Below are 25,255 nucleotides of genomic sequence, written 5' to 3'. Positions count from 1 at the left end.
GGAAACCCACCCGCTTGCGGGTATCGTATGGTGAATACATAGCCATACGAGGCGAACCCGGGGAACTGAAACATCTAAGTACCCGGAGGAAAAGAAATCAACCGAGATTCCCTTAGTAGCGGCGAGCGAACGGGGATTAGCCCTTAAGTTGAATTGGTGTTAGTAGAAGGCTCTGGAAAGGGCCGCCATAGTGGGTGATAGCCCCGTATACGAAAATGCCTTTTCAATGAAATCGAGTAAGACGGGACACGTGATATCCTGTTTGAATATGGGGGGACCATCCTCCAAGGCTAAATACTCCTGACTGACCGATAGTGAACCAGTACCGTGAGGGAAAGGCGAAAAGAACCCCAGTGAGGGGAGTGAAATAGAACCTGAAACCGTGTACGTACAAGCAGTGGGAGCGGACTTAGTTCCGTGACTGCGTACCTTTTGTATAATGGGTCAACGACTTAATGTTAGTAGCAAGCTTAACCGTTTAGGGGAGGCGTAGGGAAACCGAGTCTTAATAGGGCGTTCAGTTGCTAGCATTAGACCCGAAACCGGGCGATCTATCCATGAGCAGGTTGAAGGTTGGGTAACACTAACTGGAGGACCGAACCCACGTACGTTGAAAAGTCCGGGGATGACTTGTGGATTGGAGTGAAAGGCTAATCAAGCTCGGAGATAGCTGGTTCTCCTCGAAAGCTATTTAGGTAGCGCCTCGCGTATTGCCATTGGGGGTAGAGCACTGTTTGGGCTAGGGGGTCATCCCGACTTACCAACCCCATGCAAACTCCGAATACCAATGAGTATGAGCGCGGGAGACACACGGCGGGTGCTAACGTCCGTCGTGGAAAGGGAAACAACCCAGACCGTCAGCTAAGGTCCCAAAGTTACAGTTAAGTGGGAAACGATGTGGGAAGGCTTAGACAGCTAGGAGGTTGGCTTAGAAGCAGCCATCCTTTAAAGAAAGCGTAATAGCTCACTAGTCGAGTCGGCCTGCGCGGAAGATATAACGGGGCTCAAACTGTACACCGAAGCTACGGATACTAGTTTACTAGTATGGTAGAGGAGCGTTCTGTAAGCCGTTGAAGGTCAAGCTGTAAAGCAGGCTGGAGGTATCAGAAGTGCGAATGTTGACATGAGTAACGATAAGGGGAGTGAAAAACTCCCCCGCCGGAAGACCAAGGTTTCCTGTCCCATGTTAATCAGGGCAGGGTGAGTCGGCCCCTAAGGCGAGGCAGAAATGCGTAGTCGATGGGAAACAGGTTAATATTCCTGTACTCGTACATATTGCGATGGAGAGACGGAGAAGGCTAGGCCAGCACAGCGATGGTTGTCTGTGTTTAAGGCGGTAGGTTTGGGACTTAGGCAAATCCGGGTCCCTTTAAGACTGAGAACTGACGACGAGCCCTCTTTTGGGCGAAGTGGTTGATGCCATGCTTCCAGGAAAAACTTCTAAGCTTCAGATATGATCGAACCGTACCCCAAACCGACACAGGTGGTCAGGTAGAGAATACCAAGGCGCTTGAGAGAACTCGGGTGAAGGAACTAGGCAAAATGGCACCGTAACTTCGGGAGAAGGTGCGCCGGCCGATGTGAAGGACTTGCTCCGTAAGCATCAGTCGGTCGAAGATACCAGGTGGCTGCGACTGTTTATTAAAAACACAGCACTCTGCAAACACGAAAGTGGACGTATAGGGTGTGACGCCTGCCCGGTGCTTGAAGGTTAATTGATGGGGTTAGCGCAAGCGAAGCTCTTGATCGAAGCCCAAGTAAACGGCGGCCGTAACTATAACGGTCCTAAGGTAGCGAAATTCCTTGTCGGGTAAGTTCCGACCTGCACGAATGGCGTAACGATGGCCACACTGTCTCCACCCGAGACTCAGTGAAATTGAAATCGCAGTGAAGATGCTGTGTATCCGCGGCTAGACGGAAAGACCCCGTGAACCTTTACTATAGCTTCACAGTGAACTTTGAACCTACTTGTGTAGGATAGGTGGGAGGCTTTGAAGTGAGGACGCCAGTTCTCATGGAGCCAATCTTGAAATACCACCCTGGTATGTTTGAGGTTCTAACTCAGATCCGTTATCCGGATCGAGGACACTGTGTGGTGGGTAGTTTGACTGGGGCGGTCTCCTCCCAAAGAGTAACGGAGGAGCACGAAGGTGCGCTCAGCATGGTCGGAAATCATGCATAGAGTGTAAAGGCAAAAGCGCGCTTAACTGCGAGACAGACACGTCGAGCAGGTACGAAAGTAGGTCTTAGTGATCCGGTGGTTCTGTATGGAAGGGCCATCGCTCAACGGATAAAAGGTACTCCGGGGATAACAGGCTGATACCGCCCAAGAGTTCACATCGACGGCGGTGTTTGGCACCTCGATGTCGGCTCATCACATCCTGGGGCTGAAGCCGGTCCCAAGGGTATGGCTGTTCGCCATTTAAAGTGGTACGCGAGCTGGGTTTAGAACGTCGTGAGACAGTTCGGTCCCTATCTGCCGTGGACGTTTGAGATTTGAGAAGAGTTGCTCCTAGTACGAGAGGACCGGAGTGAACGAACCTCTGGTGTTCCGGTTGTCACGCCAGTGGCATTGCCGGGTAGCTATGTTCGGACGGGATAACCGCTGAAAGCATCTAAGCGGGAAGCCTCCTTCAAGATAAGATCTCACTGGCACTTAAAGTGCCCTAAAGAGCCGTTCGAGACTAGGACGTTGATAGGTTGGGTGTGTAAGTGCTGTGAGGCATTGAGCTAACCAATACTAATTGCTCGTGAGGCTTGACCATATAACACCAAAATGGTTTTTACTGTCGTTGTTCCAGACAACGAACAGTACTTCCTCCTTCCATGGAGGTCGAGTGTGAAGAAAACATACTCGCTGTACTACAGATTACGACACTACTGAAATTGTTCCAGACAATTTTCAGTATTGCCTCCATCCTTGGAGGTACTGGTTTGATACTTGGTTATCACTATTTCAAAAGTTTTATTGTTAAAGACTCAAGTTCACGAACTTGCGTGTTTTGGCTAAGGCAAGCATAAGCCCCCAAAACGATCGCAAACCCGTTTGCTTGACGATCATAGAGGCGTTGAACCACCTGATCCCATCCCGAACTCAGAAGTGAAAGGCGCCATCGCCGATGGTAGTGTGGGAGATCCCATGTGAGAGTAGGTCGTCGTCAAGCATCATACAAAGGAAGCCCTGATAGCGATGCTGTCAGGGCTTTTTTATGTCTGCGGTTTTCCTCAACGCATCAACGCAGCTAGATTGCGCATCCTCTTTTGTGTTCCGCTTGCGCCTGTCTCATACTTCGATGCGTCAGCGCGTGACATCAAAAGCGTGCACCTTATGGCAAGAGAAGGCGTTTAGAAAAACAGAGACAGAGACCACCGGATCCCATCTCGAACTCAGAAGTAGCTCTCAACACGCTGCAGGCGCTCACCATCGCAGATGGTCGTGTGGGAGATCCCATGTGAGAGTCCCACAAGGGGATAGATATAGGTCGTACCGCAAGGGTATAGATATCGTCAAGCATCCTACAAAGGAAGCCCTGATAGCGATGCTGTCAGGGCTTTTTTGTGTCTGCGGTTTTCCGCATCCCTTTTATGCCCCGCTTGCGCCTGTCTCATGCTTCGACGTGTCAGCGCGTGACATCAAAAGGGGGCGCTGTAACCTGTAGATTCTCTTAATAGAATTTACCAATCTACATTGAAGCATTAACTATTAATCTATCCTTAGATAGGTTTGCTTGAGCGATGTAGTCAATTAAAAATTACGAATCTGATTGGTTTTTGAATGTTTTGAAAGTGTCGGCTATCAAAAATGCATCGGATTTTACTGAGTTTCAATCATCACTGACTCAAAGCGACTTTTATTTGATCAATATAACTATTAAAAATACTCTTTATGTAATTTTATTTCAAATAATGCCTGTTAATGAGTAGGCGCTCATTTGAAAGCGGTATAAAATTTCAACATCAAATTTTGGGCTTTTAAATTTACGTGTTGGAGTTTTTCGATGTCAGATGTACTACAAGTCGTCCTCATCAGTTTAGCGGTGATTGCTTTGCTGGGTGTGGTGCTGGAGGATGTGATTCATGTTAACAAAGCAAAGGTGACTTTGTTTTTAGGAACCTTTTCATGGTTTTTGCTCTACGTGTTCCATTCCGATTCAGAAAGTCAGTCAGAGGTTATTGCACGGGGTTTTGAAGAAAATATTGCCGAAATAGCAAGTCTATGGTTGTTTTTGGTTGCGGCTATGACGTTTGTTGCCTACTTAAATAAGAAGGGCATGATTGAAAATGTCATTCATTTATTTATGCCAAAGAGGATCAAAGAAAGGTCGTTGTTGTTCTTGACCGCTATTTTCTGTTTTATATTTTCTTCCTTAGCCGACAATATTACCGCAACGCTGGTATCGGTGACGTTGATTTTGTCGCTTAATTTATCGACTAAGAAAACCGTTAGGTTTGCTACGCTTGTAGTTTTTGCTGTGAACTCAGGAGGTGTTTCTTTGATCACCGGTGATGTCACGACGCTGATGATTTTCTTAGACGGTAAAGTACATATTTTAGATCTGTTATTGTTATCTCTGCCTGCATTCTCCGCTGTTATGGTGTTGGCGTTGCTACTCAGCCGTGGTTTAAATGATACGGTTGAGATCAATATCCGTCACAATGAAGTAAGACCGGTCGATCTAATGATCGCAGGGGCCTTTTTATGTACGATTATTTCAACGATCGCTGCCAATGTCTTATTTGGTATTCCGCCTGTACTAATGTTCTTAATGGGCATGGCGACGATGTTTCTTATTGCTCGTTTCTTTAATGACGATGAAGAGGAAGAGCAATCTATCCTTGAATACATTCGAGTGATTGAGTTTGAAACCTTGCTGTTCTTCTTAGGTATCTTACTTCTCGTTGGGATGCTAAAAGAAATTGAGGTGCTGGATACGATTGTTCGCATGTATGAAATCATGCCGCCTTACATGGCTAACTTCTTGATGGGAGTTCTGTCCTCGGTGATTGATAACGTGCCACTCACGGCGGCCTTATTGAAAGCGGGTATCGTGATGACCGAAGCCGAGTGGTTAGGATTGACCTATGCGGTAGGTGTTGGTGGATCATTGCTTGTGATCGGTTCTGCTGCTGGTATTGTTGCGATGAGTAAAGTGGATGGGCTGACATTTGGTTCTTATGCACGTTACTTCATTGTGCTCGCACTTGTTTATACGATGGGGTATGCCGCATCGGTCGGTTTGGCCCAGATTTTATTGGGTTAGTTTTGATTATGAACAGGCACTTAGGTGCCTGTTTTTGGTTTGTTGTTAGGCCAATATTGGCCTAACAATTGTATGTAATGGAGGTAAGAGAATGTATTTTTAGCCCTGCTCCCCAAATGGGGGCGTAGACAGTCGCTTATTTGGTGCGTGCCTATGCTGTGTGTATCGAAATGGAGCATATATGGTAGATGTTGTTTGGCTTTTAGTTTCTGCTACGCTGGTATTCCTAATGCAAGCGGGTTTTTTATGTCTTGAAAGTGGTCGCATCCGCAGTAAAAACAGTATCAATGTTGCCGCGAAAAACATTTCCGATTTTATTCTATCCTCTGCAGTTTTTAACCTAGTTGGTTTTGGTTTAATGTTTGGTGCTTCCCAATACGGTGTATTTGGGACCTCTGACTTTTTGTTTGGCGAGCAGGCCGATTCCTCATCCATTGCCTTTTTCCTATTTCAGATGATGTTTTGCGGTACGGCCGCTACGCTGGTATCCGGCGCGGTTGCAGAGCGTATGACGTTCTCAGGCTATTTAATGATCACTGTTATTCTCAGTGCTTGTATTTATCCAATAGTCGGGCACTGGGCTTGGAATGGTGTGTATTCAGACGTCAGTCAGGGTTGGTTAGAGTCTTTAGGCTTCATCGATTTTGCTGGATCAACGATCGTACATTCTGTTGGTGGCTGGGTAGCTTTAATTGCAATCTGGGTGATTGGCCCGCGCTTACGTCGTTTCGATAAAGGCATTCACTTACCACAAGGTAGCAACTTGCCATTATCGGGATTAGGCGTGTTACTGATCTGGTTGGGCTGGATTGGTTTTAACGGAGGTAGCACGTTACAGCTGAGCGAAGCCGTTCCACATATTTTATTGAATACTTTTATGTCGGCAGTATGGGGCGGGATTGGGGCGACGGCCTTATTCTATACATTAAGGCGTTATATTAATGTTTCTCAGTTGCTCAATGGTGTGATTGCCGGTTTGGTTGGTATCACGGCTGGCTGTCATGTCGTTACGGTCAATGGCGCAATTTTTATTGGTTTTACCAGCGGATTGATTACTGTGCTTGGCAGTATGTTGATGGAGCGTTGGAAGTTAGACGACGCCTTAGATGTGGTGCCGGCACATTTATTTGCAGGGATTTGGGGGACTTTAGCCGTCTCATTGTTTGGTGATCTAGATAAGATTGGTACTGGCTTAAGTCGCTGGGAACAGTTTGAAGTTCAAGCGTTGGGCATTGTTTCGATTGGTCTTTACTGTGTTGTTATAGCGAGTATCGCATTGTATCTATTGCAAAAGGTGATGGTTCTACGTGTGACTCAAGAGGAAGAAGAGCAGGGTCTTAATATTGCTGAACATAGGGCCACCACAGAGCTGATTGATCTTTTGAATTCAATGCACGATCAAGAAGATGAGGCTGACTTTTCCAATCATGTGCCAGAAGAGCCGTTCACAGAAGTTGGTCAGATTGCGAAACAATATAATCGGGTGCTTGATAAAGTTAGCCAAGAAATTAGCGAGCGTGACCAAGCTCTGTTCTGGTTTAAAGAAAGTGAAATGCGAAAGTCTGCGATTCTTGATGCTTCAATGGATTGCATTGTCACGATAGACGGTGATGGCCATATCATTGAATATAACCCTGCTTCAGAGCGTACGTTTGGCGTGTTAAAGCGCCAAATTAAGGGAAAAAGCTTTATTGACAGTTTTGTCCCAATTAAAGAAAGACAAAACATTCGAAGTAGCTTGGCCACTGGTTTTTCCAATTCTGGAGGTTGGCTGATTAATCGACGCAATCATTTTCAGCTACAGCGAGGCGACAACCAGATTTTCCCAGTGGAAATATCAATTACCAAGGCACTGAATGACCAGGGAAGCTTTCAAGAGTTTACGCTCCATATCCGTGATGTAACGCGCCATGTAAAGCTCCAGCAGCGTTTACGCTTGCTTGCTTACAATGATCCACTTACCAATCTCTATAATCGCGCCTACATGTCAGAGCAGCTTGAGCGTGCACTGGTGTATGCGGAGGAACATCATCAGGCTGTGGCGTTGTTATTTCTCGACTTGGATAAGTTTAAAGTGATCAACGACTCTTTAGGCCACAAAGCTGGTGATGAGTTGCTGTGCGAAGTGTCCGTTCGGCTTAATGATGTTGTCTTAGCGTCCGATATCATCGCGCGCTGGGGCGGCGATGAGTTTCTGATTATGTTGACAGAGAGTGTCTCTCCAGAACGTGCAATGACGCTTGCACAGAAAATTTTAGCGAGCATGGTGGAGCCAATGTTGCTTGCGAATAAGCCTGTTAAAGTAGGGACGAGTATCGGTATCGCTATTACGGAACATCTTTATGATGCTGAGCAGCTGATTCAGCAAGCTGATATGGCCATGTATTGGGCCAAAGAAAATGGTCGAGACCATGCTCGGTTTTTTGAGACTCATATGGCCAATGAGATAACCGATCGTTTTCGATTGGAACAAGAAATCAAAGATGCCATTGGGGCTCAGCAATTTTATTTAATGTACCAGCCACAAATGAATACGCTAACGCAGTCGATCATTGGGTTTGAGGCCCTGATTCGTTGGGAACATCCAGAAAGAGGTTTTGTGTCTCCGGTGGAGTTTATTCCGTTAGCGGAAGAGTCGAATGTAATTTGTCGTATTGGCGAATGGGTGTTAGAGCAAAGTATCGCCAAGCTTCACCAGTGGCGAAATCAAGAGCTCAAAGTGTTACCAGTCGCTGTTAATATCTCCGGTAGGCATTTTGTTTCAGAGGGTTTCAGTCAGCATATTGAGACGCTGTTAGAACGTTATAAAGTGCCGGGTGATTTACTCAAGATAGAGATCACAGAAGGTGTGTTTATCCACGATATGAACCAATGTATCGAGATCATGGAAGGATTAAAAGCGCTCGATGTCGAGATTTCAGTCGATGACTTTGGTACAGGGTATTCGTCGCTGCATTATCTTAAAAAACTACCGCTGGATATTCTAAAGATAGATAAATCGTTCGTTTGCGAGATTGGTGATCATGCGGAAGGTGACAAAATTTGTGAGGCTGTGATACAGCTGGCGCAGAATTTAGATTTACAGGTAATCGCGGAGGGAGTAGAAACAGCGGAGCAAGCCAGTGTATTGAATGCGCTTGGTTGTTATCTGCATCAAGGCTACTTCTATGCTAGACCGTTACCAGAATCGGAAGTCATCGCACTGTTGCACCATGAGCTTCCGATTCTATCGAACTAGCTAGTCTTCTTCTTGCGCATCAGCCGGCTGGCGTGTACGAATCTTACTCATCAATGATTGTCCAGTCGTTCTAGGAATGGCCGGGTTGTCACGATGCAGGGCCGTTTTAGCAATCATATTGGCCGCTACCGGAGCGGTGATTAACAAGAACAAAGTGATTAATAACTCTGAAACCGAAAAACGGCTTTGAGTAATCGTTTGATAAATAAGTGATGATAGCAAGATACCTGTAATGCCCAACGTAGTGGCCTTTGTCGGGCCATGCAGGCGAGTAAAGATATCAGGTAAACGTGCCAAACCAATAGATCCGACCAGCAAGAAAACCCCACCAATAACGAGTAATACCGTAATCAATAGCTCGGTGTAAAATGACATGTTGCTCTCCTATTACTCGATGATATCGCCGCGAAGTAAGTACTTACAAAGAGCGGACGTACTAACAAAGCCTAACATTGCAATCAATAAAGCCGCTTCGAAGTACAGACTGGTTTGCATATAAATACCGTAAAGCATCAACAATGCAATCGCATTAATGTACATGGTATCCAATGCCATGATTCGGTCCGAAATATGTGGTCCAACCAACAACCGCCATAAGTTGAGAAATAAAGCGATACAAATACAAATAGTGACGAAGAATAACGCCCAGCTTAGCATCCTAAGATCTCCTTAATTGGGCGCTCATAGCGCTGTTTAATTTCATCAATCAAGTCTTGTTCATTATCCAAGTGTAGGGCGTGAACATACAGCCATTGCTTATCTTCTGAAATCTCTACACTGACGGTACCTGGGGTTAATGACACCGTGCTTGCCAAAAGCGTAATGCCAACATCCGACGTGATATCTAGCGGAATGGCGACAAAGCCTGGATTAAGATTTTTGATGGGACCAAGCACTAAGACAGCGACTTGGATATTGGCCACCAAGATGTCTTTTAGCACCATAAAGAAATAGCGAATCGCAAGCCAAGGCTTTTTGATTTTGGGCTGCTCGTTGCGCATGCTGTTTACCAGCAAGGGAATACTGATCGCAAAGAATGCAGCGAGTAAAATGTGCCCTGGGCTGATGGAACTGTTCAGCAGTAGCCAAACAACAAACAGTAGAAGGCTATGGAATGGCATAGGCAAAAATGACATTAAAAGCCTCCTTTAGATAGCGGTGCAGTCAGTAGCGCATCGACCGATAAACTTGGGTTAAATAAATAAGCAGCGGCTTCGTTGGTTAACTCTGTCAGCGGGCCTGCAAACAATGCCAAGATAGGTGAGGCAGACAGTAGCAATACGATGCCCAGCCACTCACCCAAATGAATAGGCTGACTGTCTTCGTTTGACTGCTTGTTGGTAGAGTAGCGCCAGAACAGTGTAGTGCCTGCACGAGACAACGCTATCAAAGAGCCTAGACTGCTTAGCAGTACAATCGGCCATACCCACATTTGCTCGGTCGCTGATTGCACAGACTGAAGAATCATAATTTTACCGATAAAGCCTGAGAACGGTGGCATACCGATAACAGCAACAGCGGCGATTGAGAAGAATATAGCTAAGAAAACAGGGTTATCCATGGCTTTCGCCATGACAAACCGATCTTCGGCTTTACCACGTTGGCGACCGATTAAATCGGCTAACAGGAACATACCGCCCGCCACCAATGTACTGTGTATCATGTAGTACAAAGCCGCACTCGTTGCCGCTTCATTTTGCAATGCAGCACACACTAATAAAGTACCGGCCGATAGCACAACAAGATTGGCAGTAACCAGTTTGAGGCTAGGGCTGGCCAACACGCCGATGGTACCGACGACGATCGTCATTAACGCTAACGGCCACAACCAAGATTGAGCAATATGGGCTAGCTCACCCGCCTCATCGCCGAATACTACACCATGAATACGCAAGATACTGTAGATACCTACTTTGGTCATAACAGCAAAAATAGCCGCTACCGGCGCACTCGCGCTTGAGTAAGTCTTTGGTAACCAGAAGTGCAGCGGCAACATGGCAGATTTCATGCCAAATACCACCAGCAGCATCAATGCACCGATCTTCGTCAGAATCACCACACTGCCGTCTAGCTCAGATACCTTTTGTGCCATGTCAGCAATATTGAGTGTGCCTAATGTACCGTACAAAATCCCTAAGCCGAATAGAAACACACTCGAACCAGCTAAGTTTAAGATGACATAATGAACGGTTGCCTGTGTCTTTTGTTTGCCACCGCCGTGTACGAGTAACGCGTAGGACGCGATCAGTAGAATTTCGAAGAATACGAATAAGTTAAACGCATCACCGGTTAGAAATGCACCGTTGATCCCCATCACTTGGAACATAAAGAGAGGGTAGAAGTAGCCACCGGCGCGGTCATAAGACCCTGTCGCGTAGCATAACGCTCCAAAGGCCAAGAAGTTCGTTACGGCCACCATCACCGTAGACATCGAGTCAGCAACAAGCACGATACCGAAAGGTGGACGCCAATCGCCTAGAATGTATTGCGTTACGCCTTCCGTTTGAACGTGTGTAACCAAAGCAAAACCAACGACGACTTGCGCAAACATTGATAACAGCGTGGCAATACGCTGGCGTTTAATATTCTTTGACAGCGGCGGTAGTAATAACAGCGCCCCGGTAATCAACGGCAACAGAATGGGTAAAATACTAAGATGTTGCATTTAGCGTTGGCCTCCGGCTTTCTGGCGAGCTGATTCCTTGGTCTGTGGAATTCGACCATCCACATGATCATTGCCTAAATCGGCACGGGCACGCATAGCCAAGATAACGGCAAAGGCCGTCATGGCAAAGCCGATTACAATCGCCGTCAACACCAAAGCTTGAGGCAAAGGGTCACCATATTCTTCAGACATCCCTAGAACCGCAGCGGCATCCAGTTTCAAGCGTCCGCTTGCAAACAGGAATAAGTTCACGGCGTAAGACAGCAGTGTTAAACCAACCACAACCGAAAAGGTACGGCCGCGAAGAGTTAAGAAAATACCGCAGGCCGTCATTAAGCCCACACAAAAAGCGTAGATGCCTTCCATTATGCTTCCTCCTCATACACAGCACGTTCACTCGTGGTCAACTGACCAAGATTTGCCAAGATCAACATGGTTGCCCCTACGACAGTTAAAAACACGCCTAAATCAAACAACATGGCGCTGGCCAACTCAAATTTACCGATGACCGGTAAATAGAAGTAGTCGAACCAAGACGTTAAGAACGGACGGCCAAACAGCCAGCTGCCTAAGCCCGTCAATGTAGCAATACCGATACCAGAGCCAATCATAATTTGGTAATCCAGTTTCAAACGGTCTTTAATCCAATCGACACCATGCGCCACGTACTGCTGAATAATGGCAACCGACGTAATCAAGCCCGCGATAAAACCACCCCCAGGCATGTTATGACCGCGCAGGAAGATGTAAGCGGATACTAATAATGCCAATGGCAGCAAACTTTGAGAAACCACAGACAACATAAGTGGATGGCGATCACTCGACCAAGGTCGACCTTGTTCGTTGCTGGATGGCATGTACAGGCGCATACGAGCAATCAGCTTAAAGATACCCAGAGCGGCGATGCCCAATACCGTAATCTCACCTAACGTATCAAAGCCACGGAAGTCGACAAGAATCACATTGACCACGTTCGTACCACCGCCACCGGTTTTACTGTTTTCGGTGAAGAAGTCAGAAATTGTATCCAGCGGACGCGTCATCAAGGCAAAGATTACGGTACCTACGATACCGCCAATCATGGCCGAGATGCCTAAGTCACGCACAACGCGACGAGGGCTCGACTCTTTCGGGGTTTTCTGGGGTAAGAAGAACAACGCCAGCATCAGCAAGATGATGGTCACGACTTCAACCGATAACTGAGTCAATGCCAAATCTGGTGCCGAAAAACGAGCAAAGGCGAGGGTGACAATCAAGCCGACAACAGACAATGTTAACAAAGCAACCATACGGCGGCGATGCCAGATAACGGTAGCGAGTGATGCCAAAGACAACAGTACCGCGCCCGTAATGGATAACGCATCCAGAGGAATCTCCGGGCGATGACCAGCAGTGGCATCAAGATCTAACAACGGATACGCACTGACGACGATCGTCAGCATCATTAAAAAGTACATATAACGCTGCAACGAGCCGTTCTCAGTGAACCCTATAAACCATGTTGCTTTACTCACCAATTGTTGAATTGCACGTTCAAACAAAATTTTAGGATCGTTAGTCGGGAACTGAGCTTGGAATTTGAATAAGTGTTGGCGGTTGTAATACACCACCAGACCACCGACTAAGGCGATCGCACTCATCAGAAGAGGAATGTTAAAACCGTGCCAAATGGCCAAACTATAGCTAGGCACATCGCCATTCAGGGCCGCATTCGACGCACTGTACAACAGATCGCCAACAATAAAGCTTGGGAAAATACCCACGGCCAAACACAGCGCCACAAGCACCTCTACCGGTACACGCATATAGCGAGGTGGTTCATGAGGCGTTTTCGGCAAATTAATCGGCTCACCGTTAAAGAATACATCGTGAATAAAGCGAAGCGAGTAAGCGACGGACAGGACACCGCCCAGTGTGGCCAGTACAGGTACCATCCAAGATATGGAGCCTAATGAGTTCTGATGCAGCGTTTCATTAAAGAACATTTCCTTGGATAAGAAACCGTTTAGCAGGGGCACACCCGCCATCGCCATCGATGCGACCATCGCTAGCGTGGCGGTATACGGCATGTATTTCCATAGACCGTTGAGCTGACGCATATCTCGGGAACCAGACTCGTGGTCAATGATACCCGCCGCCATAAACAGAGACGCTTTAAAAGTAGCGTGGTTGATAATGTGGAAAATGGCGGCAACCAAGGCCAGATCAGAACCCATACCCAGTAGGAGAGTGATCAAACCTAAATGACTGATAGTGGAGTTAGCCAGCAAGCCTTTTAAGTCGTGCTGGAACAAGGCTAAATAGCCGCCCAATAGGAATGTCGCTAGCCCCGTCATGCTGACCATTAAGAACCAAAGATCGGTGCCGGCCAAAGACGGGTAAAAACGCGCCATCAAAAAGATACCCGCTTTTACCATAGTGGCTGAGTGTAAGTAAGCACTTACTGGAGTCGGCGCCGCCATGGCATTCGGTAACCAGAAATGAAACGGAAATTGTGCGGATTTAGTGAACGCACCGATTAGAATCAACACAGTGATAATTGGGTAGGTACTGCTCGCACGAATCATGTCGCCGCTGTCTAAAACGGTTTGCAGCTCAAAGCTGCCGACCACATTACCCAGCATGAGTAGGCCTGCTAACAAGAACAAGCCGCCTGTGCCGGTAATGGTTAGCGCCATTCGTGCCCCTTTACGAGCATCGCTTTTGTGGCCCCAGAAACTGATCAACAAGAATGAGCTAATACTGGTTAACTCCCAGAACACCCACATCTGGATCAAGTTATCAGACATGACCACGCCAAGCATGGCAAACATAAACAGAATCAGGTAACAGAAAAACTTACCGATGTTGTCATTGCTTGAAAGATAGTAGCGGGCATAGAGAATGACCAAGAGGCCAATGCCTAAGATCAGCAAGCTAAACAGTAGAGACAGACCATCCAATCGAAAGGCTAAACTCAGTCCGAGACTGGGGACCCACTCAATGGCGGTTTGAAAACGCTGCCCATCTAAAATGGCGGGTGCTAATTGCAGTACTAAAAATAAGGCCACTGCAGGTAAAGCAGCCGTTAAAAATGCACATGCGGTTCGGCTATAGCGGGTACTACATAAGGGGACTAAGGTTCCCAGTAATACTAATAGGGGAATGCATAGTAGAGTATTCAACGGATCTGCTCCTTCATAGCATTTTTAACAGTTAGCCCTACTAAAGGCATGACTGTTTCCATTTATTCGGCATCATATGTGAACAAATCGATGCTTATTCATCTGTATCCTGTAAGGATAGCGTGATAGAACAACATTTTCTTTAAAAAATTGACGAAAAAAAGTAACAAAAATAACGTCTTGCACCCTCATCAAAAAAAAGCGCCGAATTCAATTCAGCGCTTCTTAATAGACTCAAATCAATCGATTAAGTTCATTGACTCTTAATTTCTTCCATCAACGACTCGATGCTCACCACCACATGTAAGCTAGCGGTTTCCATCTTATCTAGATGATGCAACATATCGGCAGACTTGCCTTGCTCAGCAGCGGCAACGGCCGCACGACCAGAGTCATGAACGGTCTTATGTGGCGCTTCAATCGCACGGAAATTATGCGAATGCTGAAAATGCTTCTGTCCGTAACCCTGATAGTACCATTTACCAAGGCGACATTCCGTATGTGCGTTAACCGCTTCACGGAAGTCTTTTTTATCGATCTTGTTATACACCTGATTTTTCCAAACGGAATGGTCAAGTTTAACCGTATCAAGGAAGGCTTGTGTTGCCGCCATTTTGATTACGTTCTGCATTTTCTGAGACGTTGTAATCACGGTTCCAACAATGCTGTCGATTTGTCCTGCCGAGGTCGCAACATCTTCGGCGCTGGATTGGTTTTTGTCCACCATGCCTTTAATTTTTTGTGTTTGATCTAGAACTTTTCGCACTAAGTCTTCTACTTGCTCACTGGCGGCATGGGTTTTACTGGCAAGATTACGGACTTCGTCTGCAACCACAGCGAACCCACGCCCCGCTTCACCTGCACGAGCCGCTTCAATCGCTGCATTCAAAGCCAATAAGTTAGTTTGATCTGAGATTTCTTGGATGCTGGAAACCAATTGACTGATGCCACTGGCGGTTTTATCCAGCACAACAGCGGCGTCCATACTGGAGCTGGCTTCTTGATTGATGATTTCAGCACGATCGTTTAAACGAGACAGTGCGGTACGCGTATCAGCAAAAAGCGTGTCGACTTCTTTTAGTTGCATACGTTCATGGATTAATGTCTCGGCACTCTCGGCTAAGCCTTGTCGAATAGAATTGAGCATGTCGCCACCACGCAGCTGGTAGCTTAATAGCTCTGAGCAGTAATCGTCGGCCGTATTGATAGCGGCGTCTTGCTTTGCTTGGAGTAGTTCAGTCTCAAGTGCTGAAATACGTTGCTGGCTTTGCGAACGTTCTTGTTCTATTTGTTGCTCTAGATCGGCAATACGGTTTTTATGTGAAGAGAAAAACATCGTCTAAGCGGGCTCCGCAATGGCTTTTTTATAAATAACACAACGATATAGTGTGCTTAATGCGGTCAGGATAAAAGATATTTATCTGTAGAGTGTATGAAATTTGTAAGCGACATTAAAAAGCCTGCTTCGGATCAATAACCAAGGGCTATTTGAAGCAGGCTAATGTAACGAGACTGTTCATTGACGAGTATTTATCCGAAGAATGCCCATAGTGGACTGTGTTCAGAGCCCATGCTCCACAACAGCACCACGACGGCTAACAAGAACTCAAGAATCAGAACACCAATACCAAGTGTCCCCGTGGATAGAATAAAACCTTCCTTATGACTGATGCCTAAGAATCGTGGCGTTCCTTTATAAAGTAGGTAGCCTGAATAAACGACCCCCAAACACACGGCTAACACGCAAAGCCAAGCAATAGGATAAATCGCAAATAAACCACTCAAAAACATGGGTGTTGCAATATAACCTGCAAAGACAATGCTTTCAGCACGGCTAGGGCGATGAGAGTACTGGCGCGACAGTGCATGAATCGCCGACCCTACACCTGCAACCGCTAATAAGATCAAACCGTAAAATAACACCCCCAGACCTAGAGCCGTCATCAAACTAAGCTTCACGCCTTCTTCACCGTTCAACGTCCAACCCACTTGCGTCGTACCGATGAAACTACTAACGACAGGAATCGCCGCCATGATCAGCACATGATGTGCATACATATGACTGACAGATTCGTGTTCTCTATTGATTTCTCGCCATTCTCGATCAGGATGGTGTAACAACCCCCAAACATGATTAATCATGCTGTCCTCCTCGTTATCGACTATATGAGTTAGAGTTTACTTAAACGTTTAATTACGTACACAAGTAACGTCTACAACGTTCAGTATAGATGCATACGAGCAAGTAGTCGGACCGGATGATAATGATTTCTTATAAGCAGGTGATTTAATAGACGGTTACGCTATATTAAAACGCACGAGCGTAGGGTCAACGGCTTAGTTGAAGCTGTCCGTGCATTGATACGTTTCTGGCATTTCGATATGAAATGGCTGGTCAAGTGGTGCCTTGTGATCCAGTCTCTGAAGACTGTTTGACACCAAAAACTCATACAACTTCCATCGAGAACAGTCTTTATTTTCCACAGTACTGGTGCTGTGCAGTACGACCTGATTGTCTTGATTTACCAGCTCTAAACGAAAAGTCGCTTCTAACAATGAGTACGGAATTGTTTCGTAACCCACCACGTAAGGCATGACGTGATAATCGGTGTCACAGTAATGATCACCGTCTTTATTTTTATAGCAATGTGTGCTGCGCCCCGTTCGTACATCTTTATAAATAGGCGCTTTTTCTTCACGCTTAACCGTTTGACTACTTAGAGTAAAGCGTGCAATCAGATCAGGATTATTTAACTGCGGACCAACGTAATGAAAGCCATTGGCTTGAAAGGCCTGCACCACTTGAGGCAGATAGCGTTTCTGGGTTAACGCATCGCCTGATGGCATGGCCTCCACACGGATACGAGACTCAGAAGTGATCACAGCCGTTGGGTCCACATTGCTGACTTGGCGACCTGACATCACCACATTTGAGGAACAGCCGGTGACGGTTAACAGTATAACTATACTCAAAAGCGATTTCATGGCTCCTCCTTAACGTTGGTTTCGTTTTATTATTCTAATCGAAAACCCAAGTAATGCGGGTTATTAGAGATATGACACATTCGTCAAACGTTCTGATAAAAAGGCTCGATTATTGTGTCGCCTGAGAAGCAATCATCTGTGCTGAGCGTTCAAGGGACATCGAAATGCGCTCAAAGCTACCGCGAATAAGCTCTAACTGTTCCTCAGAAAGCGCAGACTGTGGCAATTGCGTTAGAAAGTGCTGTGCCGCTTGATCAAAGATCTCTGTTTTTTGGCCGTGATAACTGCTTACAAAGCCTTTCGCCAAAGCCTGCTGTAGAGTATGAAGTTCGGTGTTCAGTTGTTCGCCACAACGACTTCTGACCAAGCTGTGTAAATGCAATGAAACATGACCTAAATTTAACCCTGTTAGCGCAAGATCGATCAAATTACGGGTATCCATCATGCCTTTTTCATAGGTAGCAACGCGCAGTAAGCGGTCCCCCATACGGGCGTTGAACCACATATCGGCTTTTGAACGGTTGGGTAAATCGACCAAGTCTTGATAGGTATTCTTGATCAAACGGTGCATCATGATGTTAAGGCTAGGCCCCGTAATTAACTTAAACAGCCAATACAAAAAACTGACGCCCACAAAAATCGCTAAGGCATTACTCACCGTCGAATCGATCTGAAATGCACGTGTCATATCCGGCCCTGGCATAACGAAGATAGTAAAGGGAATGGAAATGCCCAGACCTAAGGGCAGGGTGGCGCGATTGGCAATGCAGAGCAAACCAACGAAATAGGGGCCAGCCAACACCAGAATCAACAGCTCATAATCACCACTGCTTTGCGCCAATAAGGGTAAGGCATAAAACACCGCTAACACGACAGCGATGACCACACCGACAAGGATGCGCCGCAATGCTAACGTCAACAAAGTCAGCGGAAACCGCGCCATCATAATCGAAAATACCACTGGTAGAATCATCATCATAAGCACCGCTGAGGCGCCGGTAGAAAGCCACAGCACCGCCCCCACCGAAAACATCACAGCACTGCGTAACCCCGTGGCCAATCCAACCAAGGGGTCATGGTGTGATTTAATGCGTGGTGCATTCAAGCGTGGTTGACGGTGGCTGGTGAGCGCATCGAAGCTTTTAATAATGACAATAAGCTCAGCACTCAGCTCTTGAGCAATTTTAAATAAACGTAGGCCAAGGGCCGATTCATTGACTGCGTCGTTAGCATACTGACTTTGGCGACGACGCAAAGCTTGCGCAAGACGATGCGTCTCAGTAAACGTGGTGGCGCTGGCCATCTGCCCAAAGGTGTCGTGCATGTCGTCCATCATGGCACGCATAGACGGTGAAATAAGCTCAGAATGGTTGCGCTGCAAGCGACCAAAGATTTGAATTAATGCCAGCAAAGACAGGGTTTTATTGGTTAACAAATTCGAAGCGCGACTGCGCCCGGGGCCATGTGGCCCTTCAAAGCGGACTGCGGACGAGTCATCGTTCAGCGCTGCCAGAGACTCTAAAATACCATCGATCGACTTATGGCGACTGTCATGGGAACCGTTCGAATCCAGCTCGACCGCCAAGTAATCAAGCGTCATATTAATCGTAGTACGCGCATTGGTGCGCAAAACCGTACTGACTTTATTGGGCCAAATAAGCGTACTGACCAACGCGGCACACACCACGCCGACGATAATCTCACTGACCCTCGCTTGAGCAATATCAAAAATCATCGCACTGCTGGCTTGGGTGGGCTGAACCATGACCAACAGCACCACAAGGCTGGCGGTCATACCGGCCATGGCAAACGCATAAACAAGGTTGACGCGACGCACCAGCGCCGATAGCCCCGAATTGAGCCCCAACCAAAGTGCCAGAATGCTCATCGCCAGTGTTGGCTGACTGGAAAAGTTGTTCAGCAAAAAGATGCCAAAGGCACCGCCGACCACCGTACCTACAATCTGATACAGGCCTTTTTCAATCACCAGCCCACTTTCAGGGCGCATTTGTAAAAAGATCGCCCCGATCAATGCCCAATACGGGCGGTCTAAATTAAAGAACATCGCCACATACAAGGCTAAGGCCATTGCTAGCACACCTTTAATGGCAAACTTGATCGCATCACTTGTGGGGAACAGAATACTGTTGAGCAGTGCTTGCATAATGTGTCCGCTACTCAGTCGCTAGATGAATCGTCGCCGACATACCCGCACTCAACTGCACGCCATCAAACGGATCCAGTTCAATGTCCACCGGAATACGTTGCGCTAAGCGAACCCAGTTAAACGTCTGCTGTACTTGAGGCAAAAGCTGTCCGTTACTCGTCGTGTTGCTGTCGGCAATGGCTCGACCAATACTAGTGACTTTTCCTTTCAACGGTTGTCCACCGCTCATAAGGTGAACGTTGGCTTGTTGACCAACATGGATCATCGGCAGTTTGGTTTCTTCAAAGTAACCTGTCACATAGAGCGAGCCTTTTTTTACCAGCGATAATACGGGTTTTCCTTGGCTAACATAGTTACCTTCGCGCAAGTTCAAGTTCACAATATAACCATCTTGTGGCGCTGTGACTTGCGAGCGTTCTACATCCAACTTAGCCGCGTTGAGCTTTGCTTGGCTGAGTTTTAATGTCGCCTCGGCCTGCTTTACCGTAATGCGAGCGCTTTCAATCGTCTCGTCAGACACCAACTGGTCTTTTTGGCTTAGCTGGCGGCGACGCTCATACTGATGTTGCGCTAACTCTAGCGCGTATTGATTGCCGGCAACTTGTGCTTCCAACTGCTCCACCATGGTTCGAGCGCGGGCGTCGTCGATATTAAGAATGACATCGCCTTGCTTCACTTCTTGATTATCCGTCACATTGAGCGAGGTAACCCAGCCCGACACATCGGGGGCAATGGTAATCACCTCTGCACGAACACGGCCGTCACGAGTCCAAGGGGAATACAAATAGTGCTGCCAAATCCAATAGCCCGCTAAAATCGCCAGCAGCACAACAGCGACGGTCAGGGCAACGCGTAAGGAATGCTTCATAACAGTGATTGGTTCCCAAGTAAGTAGACAACGAGCGCGAGATAGCAGATGTATAAGCCCACCTCAAACCATGCCACGCGCCAGATTTTCACATAAAGGCCCGTTTTGTAGAGCACAAACCGAGTGAGCCAAGATAGGATAAATGCCAACGGCGCAAACAAGACCAACGGGCTAAACAGCAAACCGCCCAGTGCTAATTCTTGAAACATATCGCTAAATATCCCATATCGTCGAAGTGATGATCTCAAGCTTGCTACGCCAGCGTATCGTGAAAAGACCTTTGCTGAGTAGCTTGATGTCTACCAGTTTAGCAGACTATAAAACAGAAAATGGCGTACATACTGAGGCATTACAGCGCAAACTCAGGGCAGAAGGGGAGAGAAAAGCCTCGATCTCAACGCTTAGAAACCGCTGCACTATAAAAAGTAATGAACTAGATAATAAGCTATTAGGCGAGGCGATAGACGCAACGATGTAATATGCGACAGGCTGTTGATAAAGGTGTGGTATCGGAAGGCACAAAAAAGGCTGCTTATTGCTGAGCGGCCTTTTTAGAATGTGGTGGAGATGCAGGGCTCGAGCATACTTTGTTCTTTTTTAACCAAACAATAATTGAGCACGATAATCATCGCTCCAAGTAGCTCTTTTTAGCTTCTGCCGTTGGCTCGGTGAATCATCATTACATTGCCTAAGTATGTTCATCACAAAACGTTTGAATAGAGCCATATGCTCTACCGCATCATCCATCACGATTCTTGACTTATCTTCATTAAACACGACATCCAGAACATAGTGCTGACTGTTTTCAATACGCCAGTGTTGGCGTATGTAATGATGCAATGACTTATGTTTAGGCGATAAAGAGCTCACATAAAACGACGTGTCTATCGTTGTTTTTCCTTTGACCGTTCTAAGCCTCTCTACAGCGATGATACTGCGTACAGTGGGCCACTTCTCAGACAACTCCGGCGGGAATTTCGCTTTCAGTTGAAAGACATTTCGCTCTTCTGTTCGCCCATGTCCTTTTTCTTTCAACTCTATAACAGGCGTGGCTTTCGGCTTTTTAAAGTACGCCTCAAATTGCTGTTCAATCGCTTTTTTTAGCTGCCCTTGATTGCCTTTAACCTGAACCACAACATGACCTTTTTGCTCCCTAATTTGCTCTAGCGTTTCTCTCTGGCAATGCAGTGCATCAACCGTCACCACAGCCCCTTGAATATTTAACACACTCAACATATCTCGTACTGTCGTGATTTCGCTTGTTTTCGTGGCCGTAGCTTTCTGACTTAAAACTAAGCCATTTTCAGTATCGTAAGCTGTGACAAGTTGAAGAGCTGATTGCGGGTTCCCTCTATAAGCTCCTCGTAGCACTTTTCCATCCAATGCGATCAAGGGTTTTCCTTGTGATTTCCGGTTCTCATTAACCCAATTGATTAATGCTTCCAGTAAGGTTTCTGGCACCAGGCCCTTTAGAATGCGAGCAATAGTGTGGCGTCTTGGGATACCATGTTTAAATGCTCTATACTGTTTCAGCCATTCAGACTTCCCATTCCCATACGTTTCGATATCTTGCCAACCTTCGGCGCCAGCCATAATGGCGGTGATAACGAGAAACATGACATCCACTAAATCATGTTTTTGGTTAATATCAGAGCGAGTTTCTTTAATAACAGATAGATGTTCGATAAGAGTCACGGAATGAAGCCTGTTTGATGAACTACAAGCGCTACAATACAGGTTTTGGCAGGCTTGAAGCTAGTTCTTCAAAGTATGCTCGCGCCCTGGGTGGAGATGGGGAGTCGAACCCTATTAAAAATAACATTTAAAACAGTAAGTTATTGATTTAAAAAGCAACTTTAACTGTTTTTATATACAGTGTTTTTGGGCTTTTTGAGATTATTGGTGTGTCGAATGTGTGTCTGATTTCAGTAGGTTTTTAACTCGGATAAATATCAGGCTGGCGACAGAAACTAAGTATCCTAGTATGAAGGCAGATAACAGATTTGGAGTGTCTTCAAGTTCTAAGCTAAGTAAAGTTAGAGGGACTAAGATTCCCATAATTAGTAAGTTTAATGAAGCTGTTTTGGCTATCCCCATAAGGCTAGAAACTGGAAGAGAGTCTAACTTTTCTAGTTTCTTATGTACATAAGAGCATTCTCTAGAAGACGTGATAGCGGCAGATATTTTATCCTCATTGTTTAGGAAGTTTTTATGAATTTTATTGTAAATACTATGCATTATGTACTGAATGAAGTTGTCTTTAGTAAGGATAGGGTGTTCCGATTTTAATTTTTGAGAATGTTCTTCAAATAGAACGGATATCTCTAAGAATATATCATTATTTAAATATACTTCTTTATAGTATTTACTTAGAATTTTCTCTTGGTTTTCAAAGCTAAGGTCTTTTAGGTTTTGGAGCTCAAGGTTAGATTGAGTTGAAAATTCAGAAAGTTTTTTCTGTATTAATTCATATGGCAAAGAAGTTAATTTTACCTCGGTGCTATAATGTGAGGCAATTATGTTGGATTTTATTATTTTTTAATGAAGTCATATACGTCATCATAATTGTTGATGTTATTGCTTGTTTTTTTTAAAGGGTTTATTTGTTCTATTCTTTTTATGTTTTCTTCTTCGATTCTTTCTTTTTCAATTTCATAGTTAAGTTTTTTTTCTTTTATTAACAAATATCCTGCAAATAATGCACTCCATAAAATACTTAAAAAAGTAACTGATAGGCTTGCTAAAGTAGTTAGAAAATCCATAGTTAAAATTCTGCCTTATTTGAAAGCGGATTAAGTCTTGTGGCTTCTTCTAAATAGTCAGGCGCTAGGTGTGCATAGCGCATGGTCATTTTGATGTCTGTGTGGCCGAGTATTTTTTGCAGGGTGAGTATGTTGCCGCCGTTCATGATGAAGTGACTCGCGAACGTGTGGCGTAGTACGTGGCTGGCTTGGCCTGCGGGTCGCCTAGCTGATCGGCAATCATCAGCATTTTTGCTTTGCGGCGTTTGCCATCTTTCAGGAAGTGCCCGTGCAACTCGTCCCATGTTTTGATCAGCTCCGATAACTTGCGGCTGTCCTTTGGCTTCTCTAACCAAGGCTTATCACCCGACTGGGTTTCATGTTGGGCAATGGTGAAACGCATAAAGCGCTCACACTCGCCCTTTGTGGGGAATGTCTTGCGATATGAACGGCTACCACGTCCAGCGACACGAAAGCGGACTTCATAGCCTGAAGTGACTTTCTTAATTGACATAATTTACCTTGATAAACATCAAAGGTGAGTATTCTTCTATGGACACTGGATATCCAGTTTTATCTTTATTTTTAGTATTGAAAATAGCTTTGTAGTGCTTTGTATGTGATGAGTTTCTTTTGTCAATGTATGATATTTCAAATAATATTTTAAATTCTTCGGTTAGTTCTCCTGATATTACTTTCCAAAAATCAAACTCATGATCCAAAATAAAATCTAGCTTTATTTCTTCTTCACCTCCTTTTTCAAGTTGATCAATCATATACATTTCGCCAAGGCTCTTATGATGGATTTTAATTAATGATGCAGATTCAGAAACATTTTTAATATTAAATATTAAGGATTGATTTAATTTGTTTTCGGTGAAGTGAGGGTTTTTGAAAGTGAAAACAGGTTGGTTGCTCGCTATAGAACTTTTTCTTTCATCTTCTAACCACTGAAATGATTTTTTTTGATGGTATGAATTAGAGATAGTTCCTATTACTAACCATAGAAAAGCTACTGGCGAAAAAACTCCTCCTAAAACACTAGATATATCTTTTATAGAACTAAATGACTCATTTTTTACGGTAAAATCGAAATGAGTGTATAGGATATAAAAATATGAAATGGTTAATATTACCCCTAGAGACTCTAGAGTTAATATTTTTTTTTAAAACTAATCTCTTTTTTCTGTGCGTATTGGCGTTTGCAGTTAAGAATAAAGTCTTCGGTTTAGGGTGATATTTTATTCTCTTCATTTTTAGCTGCCTAAATCATCGGATGACCAGACCAGATAACGCGGCCTATGATCTTTAGTGTGTTGAGGTCGGCGGATGCTATGACTATATCGCCGTAGTTTTTGTTGTCTGATGTGATCGCTACGGTGCCATTCAGTTGCTTTTGCACTCGCTTCACGAACAATTCCCCATCGTAGTTGATAACGTATATCCCGCCGTCATTGATCATAGTGTCCATATCCTTGTTCATTGCTTAAGCCAACATCTGCAAGAGAGTATCATGCCATTCTTCTAGTGGAATTGTGCCAAGCTGTGATTTAAGGCGCTTTTTATCCACAGTGCAAATTTGGTCTAATAAGATGCGTCCGGGCTTACCATCAATGATGAGTTCTGGCCGACATCCTAGCGGTTGACCCTTGGAGGTAATCGGGGCAACGATAACGCGTGGTAATGCTTGGTTCATGTCATCCGGTGAGACAATCAAACATGGGCGGGTTTTACGAATTTCGGAGCCTACGGTTGGGTCAAGCTCGACCCAGTAAACGTCGCCACGTTTTACCATTCCCAATCCTCTTGCTCAGACTCTAGCTCTTGTAAATCTGCCAGCGGTTCATCATCTTTGCTGGCATCATAATGATCGAACCAGCCTTGGCGCGGTTGTTGGCTGGGCTTCAGCACCAGTGCGCCATCTTTGATGATGATTTCTACCTCGTTGTCGATATGAAGTGCCTCGATCATATGGGCAGGAATGATAATGCCTTTTGAGTTGCCTATTTTGCGTAGTGTGGTGTGCATAGTGTGTCACCAATAGTAATAACAATGTTATTACTATTGTAGGAGGGTTTGCTGCTGGTTGCAATTTGTACAGATAGGCATTTCGATTATTTTTTGCAGGTACAAAAAAAGGCCGCTCATTGCTGAGCGGCCTTTTCA

At 45.5% G+C, this 25,255-nt stretch carries 23 protein-coding genes, 2 rRNA genes and 2 pseudogenes (1 of these 27 only partly in view); 5 read left to right on the top strand and 22 right to left on the bottom strand.

The window, feature by feature from the left end:
* From ACPUEK_RS19225 to amt, 4 genes are all read left to right on the top strand, one after another.
* A 23S ribosomal RNA gene (locus ACPUEK_RS19225) occupies nt 1–2,765 on the top strand (it extends 122 nt beyond the left edge of the window).
* A 284-nt stretch (nt 2,766–3,049) separates the two neighbouring features.
* A 5S ribosomal RNA gene (rrf, locus tag ACPUEK_RS19220) occupies nt 3,050–3,164 on the top strand.
* 834 nt (nt 3,165–3,998) lie between these two features.
* Nucleotides 3,999–5,261: a sodium:proton antiporter NhaD gene (nhaD, locus tag ACPUEK_RS19215; RefSeq protein ID WP_425641840.1), complete on the top strand. Its 1,263-nt coding sequence runs from the start codon at nt 3,999–4,001 to the stop codon at nt 5,259–5,261.
* 181 nt (nt 5,262–5,442) lie between these two features.
* A complete protein-coding gene (gene amt, locus ACPUEK_RS19210) occupies nt 5,443–8,499 on the top strand; it encodes an ammonium transporter (RefSeq protein WP_425641839.1) in 3,057 nt (1,018 codons plus the stop codon).
* Here the strand turns inward: amt and ACPUEK_RS19205 are convergent, their stop codons facing one another.
* From ACPUEK_RS19205 to ACPUEK_RS19145, 13 genes and pseudogenes are all read right to left on the bottom strand, one after another.
* Nucleotides 8,500–8,874 (bottom strand): Na+/H+ antiporter subunit G, encoded by a 375-nt coding sequence (locus ACPUEK_RS19205; RefSeq protein WP_067033449.1) that lies wholly within the window; start codon nt 8,872–8,874, stop codon nt 8,500–8,502.
* A 12-nt stretch (nt 8,875–8,886) separates the two neighbouring features.
* Nucleotides 8,887–9,156, bottom strand: a complete 270-nt coding sequence (locus ACPUEK_RS19200) for a K+/H+ antiporter subunit F (protein ID WP_067033452.1) — start codon at nt 9,154–9,156, stop codon at nt 8,887–8,889.
* Nucleotides 9,150–9,635 (bottom strand): Na+/H+ antiporter subunit E, encoded by a 486-nt coding sequence (locus ACPUEK_RS19195; protein WP_067222925.1) that lies wholly within the window; start codon nt 9,633–9,635, stop codon nt 9,150–9,152. Before ACPUEK_RS19195 ends, ACPUEK_RS19200 begins: the two co-directional genes overlap by 7 nt.
* Nucleotides 9,635–11,164: a monovalent cation/H+ antiporter subunit D gene (locus ACPUEK_RS19190; protein ID WP_067222922.1), complete on the bottom strand. Its 1,530-nt coding sequence runs from the start codon at nt 11,162–11,164 to the stop codon at nt 9,635–9,637. Before ACPUEK_RS19190 ends, ACPUEK_RS19195 begins: the two co-directional genes overlap by 1 nt.
* Nucleotides 11,165–11,530, bottom strand: coding sequence for a Na+/H+ antiporter subunit C (locus ACPUEK_RS19185; protein WP_067033460.1), 366 nt, complete (start codon nt 11,528–11,530; stop codon nt 11,165–11,167).
* Nucleotides 11,530–14,328 carry a monovalent cation/H+ antiporter subunit A gene (locus tag ACPUEK_RS19180; RefSeq protein WP_067222918.1) on the bottom strand — a complete coding sequence of 933 codons (2,799 nt, stop codon included), beginning with the start codon at nt 14,326–14,328 and terminating at the stop codon, nt 11,530–11,532. Before ACPUEK_RS19180 ends, ACPUEK_RS19185 begins: the two co-directional genes overlap by 1 nt.
* A 253-nt stretch (nt 14,329–14,581) precedes the next feature.
* Entirely contained in the window at nt 14,582–14,941 is a 360-nt protein-coding gene (locus tag ACPUEK_RS19175; RefSeq protein ID WP_231872635.1) for a CZB domain-containing protein, read from the bottom strand.
* Nucleotides 14,942–14,983: 42 nt separating this feature from the next.
* Nucleotides 14,984–15,313, bottom strand: a pseudogene (locus ACPUEK_RS19170) (methyl-accepting chemotaxis protein); the annotation flags it as partial.
* A 545-nt stretch (nt 15,314–15,858) separates the two neighbouring features.
* On the bottom strand, nt 15,859–16,470 hold the full coding sequence (locus ACPUEK_RS19165) for a Yip1 family protein (protein WP_082866270.1): 612 nt from the start codon (nt 16,468–16,470) through the stop codon (nt 15,859–15,861).
* 195 nt (nt 16,471–16,665) lie between these two features.
* A complete protein-coding gene (locus tag ACPUEK_RS19160; protein ID WP_425641836.1) occupies nt 16,666–17,313 on the bottom strand; it encodes a hypothetical protein in 648 nt (215 codons plus the stop codon).
* Between the two features lie 109 nt (nt 17,314–17,422).
* Nucleotides 17,423–19,477 (bottom strand): FUSC family protein, encoded by a 2,055-nt coding sequence (locus tag ACPUEK_RS19155; RefSeq protein ID WP_425641835.1) that lies wholly within the window; start codon nt 19,475–19,477, stop codon nt 17,423–17,425.
* Between the two features lie 10 nt (nt 19,478–19,487).
* A complete protein-coding gene (locus tag ACPUEK_RS19150; RefSeq protein WP_425641834.1) occupies nt 19,488–20,348 on the bottom strand; it encodes an efflux RND transporter periplasmic adaptor subunit in 861 nt (286 codons plus the stop codon).
* Entirely contained in the window at nt 20,345–20,557 is a 213-nt protein-coding gene (locus tag ACPUEK_RS19145) for a DUF1656 domain-containing protein (protein WP_425641833.1), read from the bottom strand. The genes ACPUEK_RS19150 and ACPUEK_RS19145 overlap by 4 nt, the downstream gene beginning before the upstream one ends.
* 86 nt (nt 20,558–20,643) lie before the next feature.
* On the opposite strand from ACPUEK_RS19145, the gene ACPUEK_RS19140 reads away from it, so the two are divergent.
* Nucleotides 20,644–20,826, top strand: coding sequence for a hypothetical protein (locus ACPUEK_RS19140; RefSeq protein WP_425641832.1), 183 nt, complete (start codon nt 20,644–20,646; stop codon nt 20,824–20,826).
* 119 nt (nt 20,827–20,945) lie between these two features.
* Here the strand turns inward: ACPUEK_RS19140 and ACPUEK_RS19135 are convergent, their stop codons facing one another.
* The 9 genes and pseudogenes from ACPUEK_RS19135 to ACPUEK_RS19095 all read right to left on the bottom strand — a co-directional run bounded on the left by ACPUEK_RS19135 (nt 20,946) and on the right by ACPUEK_RS19095 (nt 25,117).
* The gene (locus ACPUEK_RS19135) at nt 20,946–22,043 is read right to left on the bottom strand and encodes an ISAs1 family transposase (protein ID WP_425641831.1); all 1,098 of its coding nucleotides are present in this window, start codon (nt 22,041–22,043) and stop codon (nt 20,946–20,948) included.
* Nucleotides 22,044–22,244: 201 nt separating this feature from the next.
* Nucleotides 22,245–22,826, bottom strand: coding sequence for a hypothetical protein (locus ACPUEK_RS19130; protein WP_425641829.1), 582 nt, complete (start codon nt 22,824–22,826; stop codon nt 22,245–22,247).
* 53 nt (nt 22,827–22,879) lie between these two features.
* Entirely contained in the window at nt 22,880–23,110 is a 231-nt protein-coding gene (locus ACPUEK_RS19125) for a hypothetical protein (RefSeq protein ID WP_425641828.1), read from the bottom strand.
* 2 nt (nt 23,111–23,112) lie between these two features.
* Nucleotides 23,113–23,310: pseudogene (locus tag ACPUEK_RS19120) on the bottom strand (tyrosine-type recombinase/integrase); the annotation flags it as partial.
* On the bottom strand, nt 23,253–23,492 hold the full coding sequence (locus ACPUEK_RS19115; RefSeq protein WP_425643042.1) for a phage integrase: 240 nt from the start codon (nt 23,490–23,492) through the stop codon (nt 23,253–23,255). The pseudogene ACPUEK_RS19120 and the gene ACPUEK_RS19115, both read right to left, overlap by 58 nt.
* A gap of 100 nt (nt 23,493–23,592) precedes the next feature.
* A complete protein-coding gene (locus ACPUEK_RS19110; protein ID WP_425641827.1) occupies nt 23,593–23,865 on the bottom strand; it encodes a hypothetical protein in 273 nt (90 codons plus the stop codon).
* A 488-nt stretch (nt 23,866–24,353) separates the two neighbouring features.
* Nucleotides 24,354–24,572 carry a S24 family peptidase gene (locus ACPUEK_RS19105; RefSeq protein ID WP_425641826.1) on the bottom strand — a complete coding sequence of 73 codons (219 nt, stop codon included), beginning with the start codon at nt 24,570–24,572 and terminating at the stop codon, nt 24,354–24,356.
* 3 nt (nt 24,573–24,575) lie between these two features.
* Complete coding sequence (locus tag ACPUEK_RS19100; RefSeq protein ID WP_425641825.1) at nt 24,576–24,884, bottom strand: type II toxin-antitoxin system PemK/MazF family toxin; 309 nt, start codon at nt 24,882–24,884, stop codon at nt 24,576–24,578.
* On the bottom strand, nt 24,878–25,117 hold the full coding sequence (locus ACPUEK_RS19095; protein WP_417507606.1) for an AbrB/MazE/SpoVT family DNA-binding domain-containing protein: 240 nt from the start codon (nt 25,115–25,117) through the stop codon (nt 24,878–24,880). Before ACPUEK_RS19095 ends, ACPUEK_RS19100 begins: the two co-directional genes overlap by 7 nt.
* Between the last annotated feature and the right edge of the window lie 138 nt (nt 25,118–25,255).

Source organism: Marinomonas gallaica, assembly GCF_049821165.1.
GTDB classification, from domain to species: Bacteria; Pseudomonadota; Gammaproteobacteria; order Pseudomonadales; family Marinomonadaceae; genus Marinomonas; species Marinomonas gallaica.
The sequence above is the reverse complement of the archived record's forward strand: the minus strand, read 5'-3'. Positions and strand labels throughout refer to the sequence as shown.